We start from the raw sequence: 16622 nt of genomic DNA, 5'->3' as shown, positions 1-16622 counted from the left end.
TCCCTGTAAGGTGTCCTGTTGGGTGGCAGGACCGGGGGAGAGGGGCCGAAAGAGAGGGCCGGTGCCGAAAGCTTCAGGCGGACGCCTGAAGCGCAACGATATAAGGATTTTCCATGTCTCAGTTTCGCACCATCGCCCTTGCCTCGCTGTTCGGACTGGCGGGCGGTCTGGTGGGCGCAACCCTTGCCCCGATGCTGCCCTTTGGCCATGCCGGACAGGTCAAGGCGGTGCGTGAGGCGCTGCTCGAACGCCCCGAAATCCTGAGCGAGGCCGTCGAAAAGCTGAAGGTGGGCGAGGCGGAAAAGCAATTGGCGCAGGTCGCCCCGCAGGCGTTGAAGCCCTTTCCCGGCGTGGTGATCGGCAATGCGCAAGGGCGCCATGTGCTGGTCGAATTCATGGATTACGCCTGCGGCTATTGCCGGGCCAGCGAGGAGGACGTGGCCAAGCTGGTCGCCGCCGATCCGCAGGCGCAGGTGGTGATCCGCCAATTGCCGATCCTGACGCCCGAAAGCGTGGACGCGGCCAAAATGGCGCTGGCCGCAGGCCGTCAGGGCAAATTTGCCGCCTTTCACAAGGCGATGTTTGCCGCCGGGCGCCCGAACGCCCAGACCATCGCGGCGGCCGCGCAAAGCGCCGGTTTGGACATGACCGCCGCGCAAAAAGTGGTGGCCGATCCGGCCACGCAGGCCGAAATCGAGGGCAATCTGGCGCTGGCGCGCAATCTTGGCCTTGGCGGCACGCCCAGTTGGATCGCGGGCGGCAAGATCCTTGGCGGGGCGGTGGGCTATGACGCGCTGGCCTCGGCGATCAAGGGGTAATGGGCGTAACCCCTTCCCCCGGCGCGCCGCTTCTGCGATAACCTCGCGTCATGGCTGTGCTACCCTTTCGCCCCTCACCCTTCTTTGCCAACAAGAACAAGGCGTTCTGGCGATTGCAGATGCTGGGCTGGTCGGGCGCGATGTTGCTGCGCGCGATGTCCAGTCTGGCCAACAATCAACCGGCCAGCTTTCTGGTGCTCGTGCTGATCGCCACGATCACGGGCTTTTCGATCTCGCTCCTGCTGGCGGTGGTCTATCATCAGTTGATCGGCCAGCGCCCCTTGCTGACATGGGGCGTGACGATGGTGGTGCTGCCGTTTGCGGTGTCGCTCTACGCCTTTATGGACGGCTGGGTGATCGCGCTTTACCGGCCCGACAGCATCGCCAGTTTCGCGCAATTGTTCATCGGCGTGTTCTATCTCGACGCGACGCTGCTGGGGGCCTGGTCGGCGCTCTATTACGCGATCAACTTTTTCCTGCGGATCGAGGAGCAGAACGACCAGCTCCTCCGGCTGGAAAATCAGGCGACCAGCGCGCAACTGGCCATGCTGCGCTATCAGCTCAATCCGCATTTCCTGTTCAATACGCTCAATTCGATCTCCACGCTGGTCCTGCTCAAACAGACCGATCAGGCCAATGCGATGCTCACGCGCCTTTCCTCCTTCCTGCGCTATACGCTGATCAACCCGCCCACCGGGCGCGTGACCGTGGCGCAGGAGGTGGAAACGCTCAAACTCTACCTCGACATCGAGCGGATGCGGTTTGAGGAAAGGCTGCGCACCACCTTCCGCATTGATGAATCCTGCAAGGAAGGCCTGCTGCCATCGCTGCTGCTCCAGCCTCTGGTGGAAAACGCGATCAAATATGCGGTTTCGCCGCAGGAGTCGGGCGCGGAAATCACCATCGCGGCGGGCCTGCTGGGGCAAAATCTGCGCATCACCGTGTCCGACACCGGGCCGGGCATGACCGCGCAAAATGCCGAAACGCGCAGCAGCGGCATCACTTATGACGGGCGCGAACAGGTATCGACCGGGGTCGGCCTTGCCAATATTCGTGATCGTTTGGCCCAGGCCTATGGAACCAGCCACAGGTTTGATATGTATGAACCGCCAGAGGGCGGATTTGCCGTCACCATCGAAATACCGTTCGAAAAGCGCCAGTCGTCGAGTGCGTCCGCATCGGTCACCCCACGTTCAGCCTCGGCGGTGTGAAGAGTAGGACGTTACAAAGACTCTCGAACCGCGAAATGCGGCAACCAGCAGGATCCGATTGCATGACCATCCGCACTATTCTCGTCGATGACGAAAAGCTGGCCATTCAGGGCCTGCAACTGCGGCTCCAGAAATTCCCCGATGTGGAAATCATCGACACCTGCAACAATGGCCGCGAGGCGATCCGCAAGATCAAGACCGAAAAGCCCGACCTCGTTTTCCTCGACATCCAGATGCCCGGATTCGACGGCTTTGCCGTAGTAAAGGGCGTGATGGAAATCGAGCCGCCGCTCTTCGTCTTCGTCACCGCCTATCAGGAACACGCCGTGCGCGCCTTTGAGGCCAATGCGGTGAACTATCTGATGAAGCCGGTGGACGAGGACCGCCTTGCCGACACGCTGGACCGCGTGCGCCAGCGCCTTGCCGACAAGCGCGCCTCCGAAGAGGCCGAGAAGCTGAAAAACGTGCTGGCCGAAGTGGCGCCCGATGCCATGGACGCGATGGAGGACGAACAGGTCGACACCGGCGGCGACCGCTATGAAAAGCTGCTCAATATCAAGGATCGCGGCCAGATCTTCCGCGTCGATGTCGACAGCATCGAGCGCATCGAGGCGGCGGGCGACTATATGGTCATCTATACCGCCGACAATTCGATGATCCTGCGCGAAACGATGAAGGACCTTGAACGCCGCCTCGACCCGCGCGTGTTCCAGCGGGTGCATCGCTCGTGGATCGTGAACCTCAATCTGGTGCGGCAGGTTAAGCCCCACACCAATGGCGAATGCTTCCTCGTTCTCGAATCCGGGGCCGATGTGAAGGTGTCGCGGTCCTATCGCGATGTGGTGGCGCGGTTTGTGCATTGATTTGCGCGCGGGTTTAAAATGCCTCCGGCGGGCAAAGGGCGGGGGCCCTTTGCAATCCCATTAAGGGGGTGGCGCTTGGTTGGCGGCAAAGCGCGATGGGTTTTAAGGCCTGCGGCGCGGATAGCGATGCCTTTGACGCGCCGCAGGCTTTATTGCTGAAACGGCGCGTCCTTTGCCCGCTGCCGAACCCGATGCGCAACAAAGACAGTAATGGGAGCGCGAGGGTCTAGACCCTCGCATCATCCATCTTCTATAGCCTCCCCATGACCTTCACCCTCCAAGGCTTCGAACTGGCCGGCTTTGATCTGGCCGCCTTCATCCACTCCACCCTCGCCGAGGATCTTGGCGAAGGCTGGCCCGGCGGCGGGCGCGATGTGACGAGCGAGAGCGTGATCCCGGCCGATGCGCGCTTTGTCGGCGTGATGGACAGCCGCGATGCGATCACCGTGGCGGGCCTGCCAATTGCGGCGGCCTTTTTCCGCCATCTCGACCCCGATGCCGACATCGAGCTGTTGGTGCAGGACGGCGACCGCGTTTCGCCCGGCACCCATCTGATGCGCATCACCGGCATGGGCCGCGCCCTGCTGACGGCCGAGCGCAGCGCGCTCAACACCGTGCAGCACCTCTCGGGCATCGCCACCATGACCCGCGAATATGTGGATGCGATGTCGGGTCCGGGGGGCAACACCAAGGCCACCCTGCTCGACACGCGCAAGACGATTCCCGGCCTGCGCGTGCTGGAAAAATACGCGACGCGCATGGGCGGGGCCACCAACCACCGCATGGGCCTGTGGGATGCGGCGATGATCAAGGACAACCATGTCGCCATCGCGGGCGGCGTCGGCCCTGCGGTCGCCCGCGCCAAGGCGGCGGGCATCGCCAGCATCATCTGCGAGGTCGATCACCTCGACCAGATCGAACCGGCGCTGGCGGCGGGCGCGACGCATCTGCTGCTCGACAATATGGGGCCCGATATGCTGGCGCGCGCGGTGGCTCAGGTCGCAGGCCGCGCCCCTTGCGAGGCCAGCGGCGGGGTCCGGCTCGATACGATCGAGGCGATTGCTGCATCGGGCGTCGATTATGTTTCCGTCGGCCGTCTGACGCAGAGCGCGCCTGCCGCCGATATCGGCCTTGATTTTCAGGAGGTGTGAATGCGTCTGATCCTGACCACGCTTGCTCTTTCGCTGATCCCCGCCCAGGCGATGGCGCAGCAATGCGTTGCCGCCCAGGTTGACACCTTGCCCAAGATCTCGCGCCCCGGCGGCGAGCCGGTCAGGCCGATCACCAAACATCCGATCAACGTCTACAGCTTTGTCATGAGCTGGACCCCGTCCTATTGCGCGGGCCTCAAGGGGCCGCTCAAGGATCCGGGCGACAAGCTGCAATGCGGTCAGGACAAGCCGCCTTTCGGCCTTGTCGTCCATGGCCTGTGGGGCGAAACGGGGGCGGGCGAGGGCAACTGGCCGCAATGGTGCGCCACCAAGGCTCCCGCGCCCACTTTGCCGCAATTGCAGAAGCATCTTTGCATCATGCCCTCGGCCGCCACGCAGATGCATGAATGGAAAAAGCACGGCGCCTGCGGCCCGTGGACCAGCGGCGGCGCCTATTGGCAGAGCGCGGCGCGCCTTTATGCCAAGCTGAAAAAGCCCGACCTCTACAAGCTGGCCAAGGACGGGCGGATGGTGTCGGACGCGGTGATCCATGCCTTTGTGGACGCCAATCCGATGTTCAAGGACAATGAAAAGGCCATTCAGGTCCAGACCATGCCCGCCACCGATGGTTCGGGCAAAGTGTGGCTGAAACAGGTCCATCTGTGCTTTGAGCCCAAGGGCATCGAAAAGGGCAGCTTTGTGCCCAAGGCCTGCCCCGCGCCGTCGAGCAGCGACTTGTTCATCATCCCGACCCTGCGCAAACCCGCTTAACGGCGGGCCGCAAAGAAATCCCGCAGCATCTGCGCCGCCTCGTCCTCGCCCATGCCGGAATAGACCTCGGGGCGATGCAGGCAGGTGGGCTGGTCAAAGATCCGCCCGCCATGGGCCACAGCGCCGCCCTTGGGGTCGGCGGCGGCGTAATAGAGGCGGGCGATGCGCGCATGGACGATCGCGCCCGCACACATCGCGCAGGGCTCCAGAGAGACCCACAGGTCACAGCCGTCGAGCCGTTCATTGCCCAGCGCGCGCGCGGCGGCGCGAATCGCCAATATTTCGGCATGGGCGGTGGGGTCGCATTGGGTGCGCGGCAAATTATGAGCCGCGGCAATGACCACGCCATCCTTGACGACCACCGCGCCAATCGGCACTTCTCCGGCGCCGGCGGCCGCCCGCGCCTCGTCAAAAGCCCGGCGCATCGGGGCGGGAAGTGGCCATCGCGTCATAAAGGCAAGGGTTAGCCCGGCAAAAGGCCCAAGGCAACTTGACCTTTTCCACACGAATCGTTATGCGCGCCCCCTCACCCGCCTTTATTGCGGGTCATCGGATTCTTTCTTAAGCGAGTAGCACCCATGTCCCGTATTTGCGAACTGACTGGCAAGGGCCGCCAGGTCGGCCACAACGTCAGCCACGCCAACAACAAGACCAAGCGCGTGTTTCTGCCCAACCTGCAGAACGTCACGCTGCTTTCCGAAGGTCTTGACCGCAGCTTCAAGTTCCGCGTCTCGACCCACGGTCTCCGTTCGGTGGAACACGTGGGCGGCCTCGACAACTGGCTGCTCAAGAGCTCCGACGACAAGCTCAGCCCGCGCGCCGTCAAGGTGAAGCGCGAGCTGGCCAAGAAGGCTGCCGTCGCCGCTTAATCGGCCCTTTGGGTTGATGTGAAAAAGCCCGGTGGGGATGACCCGCCGGGCTTTTTCGTGTGCTTTGAACAAGGGATTTAAGGGGGAAATGCGAGGGTCTAGACCCTCGCGCTCCCATTTCTGTCTTCGTCGCGCCAAGGGTTCGGCGTTGGATGTTGGACGCGCCGGTTCAGGAATAAGGCCTGCGGCGCGGACAGCGATGCCTTCACCGCGCCGCAGGCTTTAAACATCACCCCCAAACACCCCCTCGCCAACCTTCCACCACCCCATTACCGGGATTGCAAAGGGCCCCCGCCCTTTGCCCGCCGGAGGCCCCTTAAACCCTTAAAAACCTCACTTCCCGCTTTTCAAACTCGCATCGCGAATCCCGCGAAACTCGTCGCTCTTGTGCCAGTTGGGCCACATCGAGCCGTCGGCCAGAATCCGCCCCAGCTTGTAAAAGACCTTCACGTCCTGCGTGATGCCGGACCAGTCCCAGCTATCCGAATATTCGTCCGAGGGCTGGTGATAGCGGTGTTCGACATAGTCCTCGGTGGCGGTAGCGCCGGCCTTGGCACCGCCCGCGAACAGGTCCTGCCCGCGTGCGATGTCGAACATGGGCACGCCGCGCTTGGCCAGGCTGAAGTGGTCCGAGCGGTAGTAGTGGCCGCGTTCGGAATGATCCTCGGGGCTTTCATACAGCCCTTCCTGCTTCAGCACGGCGCGGAAAATGCCGGTGAGGTCGGATTTGTCGCCCCCGGTGATGGCATAATTGCGCGCGCGGCCGATGGGGGCCAGCGCGTCCATGTTCACCCCGCCCACCGTTTTCGCCAGCGGATAGAGCGGGTTCTGGCCATAGAATTCGCTGCCCAGCAGGCCCGATTCCTCCAGCGTGAGCGCGACGAACACCTGACTGCGCCGCGCCGGGCCTGCCTTCACATTGGCCTTGGCCAGCGCCACCAGCGCGCCAACGCCGGTCGCATTGTCCACCGCGCCGTTGCAGATGCCATCGCCCTTGGCGTCCTTTTCACAATGGCCAAGGTGATCCCAATGCGCCGAATAAAGCACCACCTCATCGGGCTTCACGCGGCCCTTTTGAATACCCACGACATTGTGCGATTCGGAGCGGCGCAGCGTGCTGTCAAACGACAGGCTGGCCTTGAGCCCCAGCGGCACGGCTTTAAAGCCCTTTTGCTTCGCCGCTTCGGACAGGGCCGCAAAATCCTTGCCCGCCGCTGCAAAGACCTTCTTCGCCACGCCCATCTGGATCCAGCCATTGGCCTCGGTCTGATCCATCGCATTGTCAGGCCGGGCCACGTAATATTCCGAGCCGGACCAGCTCGACTGCACCACATTCCAGCCATAGGCGGCCGGATAGGTGTCATGCACGATCAGCGCCGCGCGCGCGCCCTGCCGGGCCGCTTCTTCATACTTATAGGTCCAGCGCCCGTAATAGGTCATGCGGCGCCCCTTGAAGAGGCCCACCTCGTCCTTGGCGGCATAATCGGGGTCGTTGATCAGGATGACGGCCACCTTGCCGTGCATGTCGACGCCCGCGTAATCGTTCCAGCCCAGTTCGGGCGCGTTGATGCCATAGCCGACAAAGACCAGATCGCTGTCCTTGATCTCCGTGTGGGGCACATGGCGGAAACTGGTGGCGACAAAATCGCTGCCCCGCACAAAGCCGACACCGCCGATGGTCAGCGGGCTGCTTTGCGCCACGGTCATTTCCACGGTCGGCACGGTTTGCAGCCAGCCGCCCTTTTCGCCGCCCGGCTTCAGCCCCGCCGCCTTGAAGCGGGCAATGATCGCGTCCAGCACCTTGGGCTCAACGGCGGTGGAGGGGCCGCGCCCTTCCATATCGTCGGCGGAAAGGGTTTTGACCGTGTCCTTCATCAGCGCCACGTCAATCGGCGGCACCTTGACCACGGGAACCTTGGCAGCAGGGGCGGCGGCCAGCGCGGGCACTTGGGCAACGGGGGCGGCACCCAGCAGGAGAGCGGCCAGCAAAGGCGAATATTTCATGTCTCAAACCTTCTGATGGGGGAAAGGGAGGGTCAGTCGATCAGGCCCTTGGCGCGCAGCATCGGCGTCACCGAAGGATCGCGCCCGGTGAAGCCCTTGTACATGGCCGCATAATCGCGCGAGGATCCGCGCGAGAGCACCATGGCACGGAAACGCTCGCCATTGGCGCGGGTCAGGCCGCCATGGTGGACGAACCAGTCATAGGCGTCATGGTCCAGCATCTGGGTCCACAGATAGGCGTAATAGGCGCTGGCATAATCATTGGCCCAGATGTGGCGGAAATAGCTGGAGCGATAGCGCGGCGGAACATGGGCGGTGTCCAGCCCCGTGGCAGCCAGCGCCTTGGCCTCGAACGCATCGACATCCTGACGCGGCGCATCGGCAGGCAGCGCGTGCCAGTCCATATCGAGCATGGCGGCCGCCACCACCTCGCCCAGATCATAGCCCTGATCGATGCGGCGCAGGTCCTTCAGCTTTTCCACCATGGCGGCGGGCATCGGCGCGCCGGTCTGATAATGGCGCGCATAATGGGCCAGAACCTTGGGGTCGGTGGCCCAGTTCTCGTTGAACTGGCTGGGGAATTCGACAAAGTCGCGGGCAGTGTTGGCGCCCGACTGGCTGGGATAATATTGGTCCGAGAGCAGGCCGTGCAGCGCATGGCCGAATTCATGGAACATGGTGATGACATCATCAAAACTGACCAGCAGCGGCTGTCCAGCCCCCGGCTTGGCAAAGTTTTCGACGTTGTAAATGACCGGCTTGGTCTTGATCATGCCCGACTGGCCGACGAAATTGCTCATCCATGCCCCGCCCTGCTTGTTGTCCCGCTTCCACGGGTCCCAATAGAACAGGCCCAATTCCTTGCCGTCCTTGTCATAGACGGTGTAGGTGCGCACATCCTCCTGATAGACGGGCAGATCGGTGCGGCGCTTGAAAGTGAGGCCGTAAAGCTGGTTGGCGGCATAGAAGACGCCGTCTTCCATCACCCGGTTGATCTCGAAATAGGGCTTGGCCGAACCGGGGTCAAAGGAGAGCTTGGCCTTCAGGCTTTGCGCGGCATATTTCTGCCAGTCCCACGGTTTGACGCTGGTGTCGCCGCCATCCTTGGCGATCAAGGCGGCCAGTTCCTTGACCTGCCGCTCCTGCGCGGCGCGCAGCGCAGGGGCCAGCTTGGCCATGAAGGCGCGGGCATTGGCGCCGTTTTTGGCCATCTGGTCATAGAGCTGATAATCGGAGAAGTTCTTGTAGCCCAGCAGCTTGGCCTTTTCAGCGCGCAATTGGGCCATTTCGGCGATCATCGCGCGCGTGTCATGGGCATCGCCGCGCTCGCTGCGGGTCCAACTCGCCTCGAACAAAGCCTTGCGCGTTGCGGAATCGCTCAGGCTTTCCAGTTGCGGCTGCTGCGTCGTGTTCTGCAAGGGCAGCGCATAGGAACCGGCGGGCAGCTTTTTATCCTGCGCAGCCTTGGCCGCCGCGTCAATCTCGCCCTCGGACAGGCCCGCCAGCGCCGCCTTGTTGGTCACGACCAGCGCGGCCTCACGCGTGCCAGCCGTCAATTTCTGCGAAAATTCGGTCGAAAGCGTGGCGAGGCGCTGGTTGATCGCCTTCAATCGGGTCTGGCCCGCCTCGTCCAGCAGCGCGCCGCTATGGGTAAAGCCCTCATAGGTGCGATCAAGGAGGCGACGCTGTTCGGGCGTAAGTTTCAGCTTGGCCGCCGTATCATGCAGCTTTTTCACGCGGGCAAACAGCCGCGCATCCAGCGCCACCTCATCATTCAACGCCGCCAGCTTGGGCGAGGTGATGCGGTCCACCTCGTCCAGCGTATCGTTGGTATTGGCCCCCGTCAGCGCGGAAAACACCTGCAGCACGCGGTCGAGCATCTGGCCCGAACGTTCCATCGCCTCGATCGTGTTGGCAAATGTGGGCGCGGCCGGGTTCGCGGCGATCTTGGCGATTTCCTCGCGGCGCAGGGCGATGCCGCGCTCGATCGCGGGCTGGAAATCGGCATCCTTGATGCGTGCGAAATCGGGCGCATGAAACGGCAACGGCGAAGGCGCGTCAAACACCGTCTGCGCCCCCGATGCGGCGGGGACCATCGCCAAAGACGCCGCCATCACCATCCAACGATGCTTCATCACACTGCTCCTTGTTTCAATCTTAGCCCAAATTTCCGGCCGCGGTTTCCTGCGCCACGATGGCGCGCACCGCGTCGCGTTCCCCCGGCGTCAGATCCGGGTGCCAGATATCGAAAATCATCACCACGCGCAGGTGGTCGCTGGGGTTCATCGCCTCATGCTCGACCGTATCGTCAAACACGAAAGGCTCGCCCTCTCGCCACATCCGCGTTTCGGCCCCCACGCGAAACCAGCAGCCAGCGGGCACCACCAGCGGCACATGGCACAGCAGCCGCGCATTGTTGACGCCGACATGGGGCGGGATCGCGGTGTGCGGCGCCAGCAGGGAAAACAGCGCATTGGCCGAAGCGCCGGGAATATCGGGCTGGGGCATGCGCGAGAGCAGCTCCATCGTGACCGGGCATTGCGCGGCATTGGCGGCGACCACCTCGCCCCGGCGGATCAGATGGATCGCGGTCCAGTCGGGATTGTGGTTCAACGGCTGCCACTGGCGCAGCGCCTGATGCTCGGCATATTGGATATAGGGGGCGAGTTCGGCGCGGTCGGAATGCATCACGGCCAGCATTTCCTCGCGGATCGCCGGCGTCGCCTCGGCCAGATCGGCCAGCCATGGGAAACGCTCGGCCGGGTGATATTCGCGCATGGCAAGGCCGGGAAAGAAGAAATGGGTCGGCTCGGAATAATAGGGGCGGGTCTGGCGCAAGGTGTTGCTGCGGAACCGAGCGATGCGCCATGCCTCATCGCCGCCGACTTCTTCGCTGGCCTTGGTGGCGCGGGCCATCTGCGCGGCGCGCTCGGCCCGCCATGCGTCGCGCAAAATCTCGCCATGGGCCATCGCGGCCAGCAGCGGCGGCGGCAGATCGCCCTCGGGCCTTTGCGCCAGCGCCTCGTCCCATGCGCGGCCCCCCGAAGGATCGCCGATGCTCTCCAGCAATCCCGCCCGCATGCACAGCGCCATGAAATCCAGCGGCGCCAGCGCCAGCCCGGCCTCGACCGCCCGCAAGGCCCGATGCGGTTGGCGCAAAGCCCGGCGCAGGCCCGCCAGTTGCAGATAGCGCGTCAGGTCGGGCGCCTCGGCCAGATCCTGCTCCAATCGCTCCGCCGCCCCGGCCAGATCGCCTGCGCGAACCATGGCCTCGACCGCGCTCATGCCTGATCGCCATAGCCAAAGCGTTCGATCCAACCCGACAGGCGCGCGGCCACCGGGGCCAGATGCGCCTGATAGCGCCGCCAGCGCCCGGCGGCGCGCTTATAGATCGGCTCGGTCACCTGCGCATAACTGGCAGTGATGACCGTGCCGCGCGCACGCGCCGCCTCGCGATGGTCCACGCCCCCTTCGGGCCAGTCCAGCCCCAGCCAGTCGAACAGGGGCCGCAATTCGGCGTCCTTATCCTCGACCAGCCGCTCATACACCACCTCGCCCACCGGCAGGTTGAGCACAGAGCGCGCCTTTTCCCACTGGCCAAAGGCGGCTTCATAGAGCGCGGCGGCATCGCCCAGATCGAGGAAGCTGGCCATCGCATTGTTCAGCCGGAAATTGGTCAACCAGCAGGACAGCACCACATCGCAAGGATGGCGCAGGGCCAGAATGAAGCGGCTCTCGGGAAACAGGCGGGCAATCGTGGGCGCATGGCGCAAATGCATCGGATGCTTGTCCAGCACGATGCTGTCGGGGGCCAGTTCAGCCAATTGCGCGGCGCGGGCGAAATAGAGCGCGCGGGCCTCCTCGATCTGCGCCGCGCTCAGGCCCGGCAGGGCGGCGATGCCCCCCAATTGCGCCTCGATCTCGGCAATGATCGGCGCTTCCTCCAGCACGCGCACGCGCGGCTCGGCCATCAGCATTGTGTCGAGTAGCGTCGTGCCCGAGCGCGGGAAGCCCAAGAGAAAGATCGGCGCGGGGCGGCTCGGTTCGGGCGAAAACTCGCTCCATCCCGCACGCCACGCAGGCGTCAGCAAGGCGGTCCCTTCGTCAATCTCGCCGCGATAGCGCGCCCCGCGACCACGCGGATCGGTAGGATCGGCGGCAAATTCGGCATTCATCGCGGCAAAGGCGGCAAAGGCCTCGTCATAGCGCCCCAGCCGGTCGAGCAGCACCCCGCGCAGGTGATAGCGCTGCGCCGCCGTCACCGTTTCCTCGCCCGCCGCCTCCAGCGCGGCCAGCGCTTCGTCATAGCGGTGGGCGCGCTTGTGGCGCAGCGCGTCGATAAACGAGAGCGAGGCGGCATCGACATGCGCCTGCGCCGCCTCGCGCAGCGGTTCGATCTCCTCCTCGCGGTTCAGCCGTTCCAGCAGGCTGGCCAGACCGACCCACGCCTGCGCAATCGAGGGGTCAAGCGCCACTGCTCGGCGCAAAGGGGCCTCCACCTGGTCAAACAGGCCCATCATGGCGGCATGTTGGCCAAAATCGGCCTGAACCTGCGCATCATCGGGGGCCAGACGCGCCGCTTTGGTCATCGCCTCATGCGCCCCGTCGGCATCGCCGGCAAGGCGCAGCACATCAAACATCGCGTAAAGGGGCGCGGCCTCCTGCGGAAATTCGCGCACCAGCGCGCGCAGCATAGCCTCGCCTTCCTCGCCCTGCCCCGCCTCGATCAGCGTCTTGGCCAGATTGAGCCGCACCGGCGCGGAATCGGGCACGAGCTCAGCCGCCCGGCGCAACGCCGAGACCGCACCATCCCAATCCTCCAGCGCCCCCAGCGCATTGCCCAGATTGTTCCACCCCGACCAGTCGCGCCCATCGCCCGCCAAGGCGATGCCGTAGAGCGCGGCGGCGCGGGCGAAATCCCCCGCCTCCTGCGCCAGATGGCCGCCGATCCGCGCCAGCCGCAAAGACCGATCGGCCCGCGCCGCCGCTTCATCGCACAGCGCCAGCGCCGCATCCCCCGCCCCGGTGCGATACAGCGCCTCGACCAGATTGGCGCGCACCGTGTTGTCGGCAGGCTGGGCCAGATGGGCGGCGCGCAGATGGGGAATCGCCTCGGCAAATTGCCCGCGATGAAACTCCACCGCCCCGGCCAGCGCGGAAAATACCGTTCCGCCCGCCCCGCGCGCAGCCGCGCGGCGCACGGCCACCGCCGCCTCGTTCATCCGCCCGGCGCGGGCCAGACCGGCAATCTGCCGGATCGCCTCCTGCTCATCGGCCTGTGTCATCCCGCCGGCATCAAGGCTCACGAAAATTCCCCTTCCATCATAAGCAAACGGCGGCCCCTCCCGAAGGAGAAGCCGCCGCTGCCCATCATCACGTTATGCGCAAAGGATCAGAAATTGATCGTGGCGCCAACGAACATATAGCGACCCAGCGAGTCATACACGCCCGGATAGGTATTGCCATTGCAATAGACCGAGGCGCAGGCGCTGGCCACGCCCGTGCCGCCCGAGGAAACCAGCGGCGGATCCTTGTCGAACAGGTTGTTGATACCGCCGCGAACCGACAGGTTCTTGGTGACCTTGCCCGTCAGGAACAGGTCGATGTAGTTCATCGCCGGCAGCTTGTTGTTATACAGGCTGTAGGTCGAGTTCGACAGCGTGGCCGACGGGTTCATGTATTCCACGTTGACCGAACCGACATAGCGCCAGGTCACCGACACGTCGATGTTCTTGGGCGTCGACCAGGTCAGGCGGGCCTTGTGGCGCCAGGTGGCCGCGGGCACGCCGCAGGTCGGGCCATAATAACCGGCGCAGTCATAAGCGGGCGACAGACCATTGTAGGTCGACTTCTCGCTCAGCGCGGTGCCGGTCAGGCTGCCGCTGAGCTTGCCCCAGGCGCCGATGTTCTTCGAGTAGCTGGCGTTGACTTCGAAACCGGAAGTCTTGACCCAGCCCACGTTGTTATCAAGATCGATGACATAGCCGTCCGAGGACAGCCACAGCGAACCGGCCGCATTACGCTTGACCAGACCGCAAGCCAGCGTGCTGCCCGCGTTGCAGGCGCCCAGGATGGCGTCGGCGCCATAGGCCTGAATGGCCTGATTGATCTTGATGTCGAAATAGTCGACGCTCAGCGACAGACCCGGAACCATATGCGGGGTGAGCACCACGCCGACAGTCTTGGTGGTGGCCTTTTCCGGCCGCAGGTTGGCATTGCCGCCCAGGAAGCCGTTATACTGCGCCGCCGGGTTCGGCGTCACATACTGACCCACGCGCAGGCCCTGTGCGAGACAGCCCGTGTCGGCGGCCGTGATCGTCTTGCCCGCGCAAGGATCGGTGGTGCCGTCGAGGCCGACGTAGTTGGCGCGGAACAGTTCCTGAATGTTGGGCGCACGCACCGCACGGTTGAGGCTGGCGCGGATGCGGATGTCCTCGATCGGGGTAAAGTCCAGTTCCAGCTTGTAGGTGCCGGTCTTGTAACCCTTGCCGTTGTTGATCGCGTAATCCGAATAACGGAAACCGCCGTTGAAGGTCAGCATGCGGTCAACCAGCGGCACCGCGATTTCGCCCAGCAGTTCGGTCACGTGATAGCCGCCGTTGATCGGCAGCGTCGGCGCGCCCTGGCCGGTCAGGTCGCCGGTCTGGAACGAGGTGTCGGTGTTGAGCGCCAGCTTTTCGGTGCGGCGTTCGATACCCAGCGCGATGTTCACGCCGTCGCTGGCCAGCGGCGACTTGATACCGTAGGTGCCAAGGTCACCCGTGATCGTGCCCGACAGAACCGTCTGGCTGGTATAGCCGTTCTGGAAGCCGGTCGCGCTCAGATAGGACAGCGCGGCGGCCGAAGGCGTGCCCGACCAGATGTTGTAGGGAACGCAGCCCGACGAAGGATAGGTCAGCGAAATGCGGCAAACCGGCGTGCCGGTCGGGCCGGTCACGACATCGAGCGCATAACCCAGACGCTGGGCCGAGAATTCGTTCGAATAGATCTGGTTGTAATTGGTACGCCCATACTGGAAATAGGCGTCATAGGCCCAGCCATGACCCAGATCACCCTTCGAACCAATAACGGTGCGGAACGAGGTGTGCTGGAGATCGTTGATGCGCGCGCCGCCTTCAACGTTACGGCGCAGCAACTGGAAATAGGCCGTGTTGGCATTGGATGCCGGCGTCACCTGCGACTGGGTGGTCGCGTTGAACGTGGCAAAAATGGCCGGAACAACCGGATAGTTGCCCAGATAGCCCATGACCATGTTAGCGGGGGTGCAGATGTTCGACCGCTGCTGCGCGCTCATCAGCGGGTTGTCGCAGTTGATCGTCTGCGTGTTGCCAAAGTCGCCCGAGGGGGCGATCTGGGCCACCGTGTGGTCGTCCATGAACATGAATTCAAGATAGGGCTTCAGAGCCGAATTGATTTCATAGTCGGCGAACAGACCGGCGGTGTAACGCTGATCGGGGCGCTGGAAGTAGTTGAGCGGGGCAAAGTTGTAGCGGGTCAGAGCGCCCGGCGTGAACGTGCCATTGCCCAGCGTGCCTACGGTCGAGGACGAACCGCTGCCCGGGGTGAAGTAGAAGGCGTTACCATTGGCCGAGGTGGCCGAACCGCCGCACTGCAGACCCGAACGGTTGTTCGTGCGGTTCTGGATCGTGCACTTCGAGAAATCGCGCGACGACTGAAGCACAGCATTGGCACGGCGATAGCCGAAATAGGCCATCAGGTGGCCCGCGCCGTCGGCAAACTTGGTGCCGAACGAGATCGTGGCATCGACGCTGTTGCCGCCGGTGGTGTTGCCGCTGGGATAGTCATAGCCCGAAGCGCCGCCCGCGGTGCGCGCGTTCAGCAGGCTCTGCACCATGGTCGAGCCGTTGTTGTGCTGATACAGACCATCGTTGAGGTCGATGCGCAGGCCGTTGAGGTCCTTGTCCATGACAAAGTTGACCACGCCCGCCACCGCGTCCGCGCCATAGGTGGCCGAAGCGCCGCCCGTCAGCACGTCCACGCGCTTGATCAGCGAGGCCGGGATGAAGTTAAGGTCAGCGGCCGAGCTGCTGGTCGGGCTGGGATCGCCCGCCATCAGGCGGCGACCGTTGATTAGCACCAGCGTACGCTTGGGACCCAGACCGCGAAGGTCGACTTCGGCCGTACCGCTCGCGCCGTTGGCCAGCGTCGAGGACTGCGCGGCAAACACCTGCGGCAGCTGGTTGAGGATGTCTTCGGTGCGGGTCGTACCCGCCACCTTGAGGTCCATTGCCGACACGGTGGTGATCGGCGCGGCCGATTTCAGGTTCGGATTGACGATGCGCGTACCCGTCACCACGATCGTGGCCGAGGTGTCAACCTCGGCGGCCGGGGCGGGGGGCGGACCATCGGTGATGGACGCCTGCTGGGCATAGGCCGGACCGGCCAGCATGGCGATGCTCATCACCAGCGGCGCGGCGCCATGCCTCAATCCGTTAACAAGGTTCGTTTTCATGTTCACCCCTTTGTTGCGCGCGTGGCGCGAGACCAGCCGCATTCGGCGGGCCCGGACAAAGCCCCATCCGTTTGGCGAGCGGTTCTCGGCAGACTTCCCGTTGCCCCGGAAGTCTGCTCGGCACGCCTCCGCACGATGACAGAGCAATGGTGATCTCTTGCCGCCGAGGCGGCCTGCGGTAAAGAAGCTGACATACCTGTTAGTTAAATATTGCGCCAATGTTGCAATTCAGTCACATTTGTTGCAACGAAGCAGCAGGGGGTCAATTCAATAGTTATAAGTTGTTGAAATAATCTAACATTATATGCGGTTTTTATAACCAATTTCGCATGGTTAAGGTCTGCCTTGCGAAATATAGCTGCAAATGGCACTCACACCGCCCGTCATCGGCGGGGTTGCGGCCTCTCGGCCGGCGGTCAACGCGCGCAAACCAGCGCACGGCCGCAAAGGCAGCACGAAATT

At 63.7% G+C, this 16622-nt stretch carries 12 protein-coding genes; 6 read left to right on the top strand and 6 right to left on the bottom strand.

The window, feature by feature from the left end:
* Positions 1-113 precede the first annotated feature (113 nt).
* From PQ467_RS01845 to PQ467_RS01825, 5 genes are all read left to right on the top strand, one after another.
* Complete coding sequence (locus tag PQ467_RS01845) at positions 114-818, top strand: DsbA family protein (protein ID WP_274174869.1); 705 nt, start codon at positions 114-116, stop codon at positions 816-818.
* 50 nt (positions 819-868) lie between these two features.
* Entirely contained in the window at positions 869-2029 is a 1161-nt protein-coding gene (locus PQ467_RS01840; protein ID WP_274174868.1) for a sensor histidine kinase, read from the top strand.
* 62 nt (positions 2030-2091) lie between these two features.
* On the top strand, positions 2092-2892 hold the full coding sequence (locus PQ467_RS01835; protein ID WP_274174867.1) for a LytR/AlgR family response regulator transcription factor: 801 nt from the start codon (positions 2092-2094) through the stop codon (positions 2890-2892).
* 263 nt (positions 2893-3155) lie between these two features.
* Positions 3156-4043 (top strand): carboxylating nicotinate-nucleotide diphosphorylase, encoded by an 888-nt coding sequence (gene nadC / locus PQ467_RS01830; protein WP_274174866.1) that lies wholly within the window; start codon positions 3156-3158, stop codon positions 4041-4043.
* Positions 4044-4814 (top strand): ribonuclease T2 family protein, encoded by a 771-nt coding sequence (locus PQ467_RS01825; protein WP_274174865.1) that lies wholly within the window; start codon positions 4044-4046, stop codon positions 4812-4814.
* Here PQ467_RS01825 and PQ467_RS01820 read toward each other — a convergent pair.
* The gene (locus PQ467_RS01820; protein ID WP_274174864.1) at positions 4811-5266 is read right to left on the bottom strand and encodes a nucleoside deaminase; all 456 of its coding nucleotides are present in this window, start codon (positions 5264-5266) and stop codon (positions 4811-4813) included. The two genes, PQ467_RS01825 and PQ467_RS01820, sit on opposite strands and share 4 nt — an antisense overlap.
* A 126-nt stretch (positions 5267-5392) precedes the next feature.
* Here PQ467_RS01820 and rpmB point away from each other — a divergent pair, with 126 nt between their 5' ends.
* Entirely contained in the window at positions 5393-5683 is a 291-nt protein-coding gene (gene rpmB, locus PQ467_RS01815) for a 50S ribosomal protein L28 (protein ID WP_168603311.1), read from the top strand.
* 333 nt (positions 5684-6016) lie between these two features.
* On the opposite strand, the gene PQ467_RS01810 is transcribed toward rpmB, so the two are convergent.
* From PQ467_RS01810 to PQ467_RS01790, 5 genes are all read right to left on the bottom strand, one after another.
* Positions 6017-7687 carry a M28 family metallopeptidase gene (locus PQ467_RS01810; protein WP_274174863.1) on the bottom strand — a complete coding sequence of 557 codons (1671 nt, stop codon included), beginning with the start codon at positions 7685-7687 and terminating at the stop codon, positions 6017-6019.
* A gap of 32 nt (positions 7688-7719) precedes the next feature.
* Positions 7720-9822, bottom strand: coding sequence for a M3 family metallopeptidase (locus PQ467_RS01805; RefSeq protein WP_274174862.1), 2103 nt, complete (start codon positions 9820-9822; stop codon positions 7720-7722).
* 22 nt (positions 9823-9844) lie between these two features.
* Positions 9845-10972, bottom strand: coding sequence for an aspartyl/asparaginyl beta-hydroxylase domain-containing protein (locus PQ467_RS01800; RefSeq protein WP_274174861.1), 1128 nt, complete (start codon positions 10970-10972; stop codon positions 9845-9847).
* Positions 10969-12993, bottom strand: a complete 2025-nt coding sequence (locus PQ467_RS01795) for a tetratricopeptide repeat-containing sulfotransferase family protein (protein ID WP_274174860.1) — start codon at positions 12991-12993, stop codon at positions 10969-10971. The genes PQ467_RS01800 and PQ467_RS01795 overlap by 4 nt, the downstream gene beginning before the upstream one ends.
* 86 nt (positions 12994-13079) lie before the next feature.
* Entirely contained in the window at positions 13080-16160 is a 3081-nt protein-coding gene (locus PQ467_RS01790; protein ID WP_274174859.1) for a TonB-dependent receptor plug domain-containing protein, read from the bottom strand.
* Between the last annotated feature and the right edge of the window lie 462 nt (positions 16161-16622).

It is taken from the genome of Novosphingobium sp. KACC 22771, from assembly GCF_028736195.1.
Lineage (GTDB): Bacteria > Pseudomonadota > Alphaproteobacteria > Sphingomonadales > Sphingomonadaceae > Novosphingobium.
The sequence above is the reverse complement of the archived record's forward strand: the minus strand, read 5'-3'. Positions and strand labels throughout refer to the sequence as shown.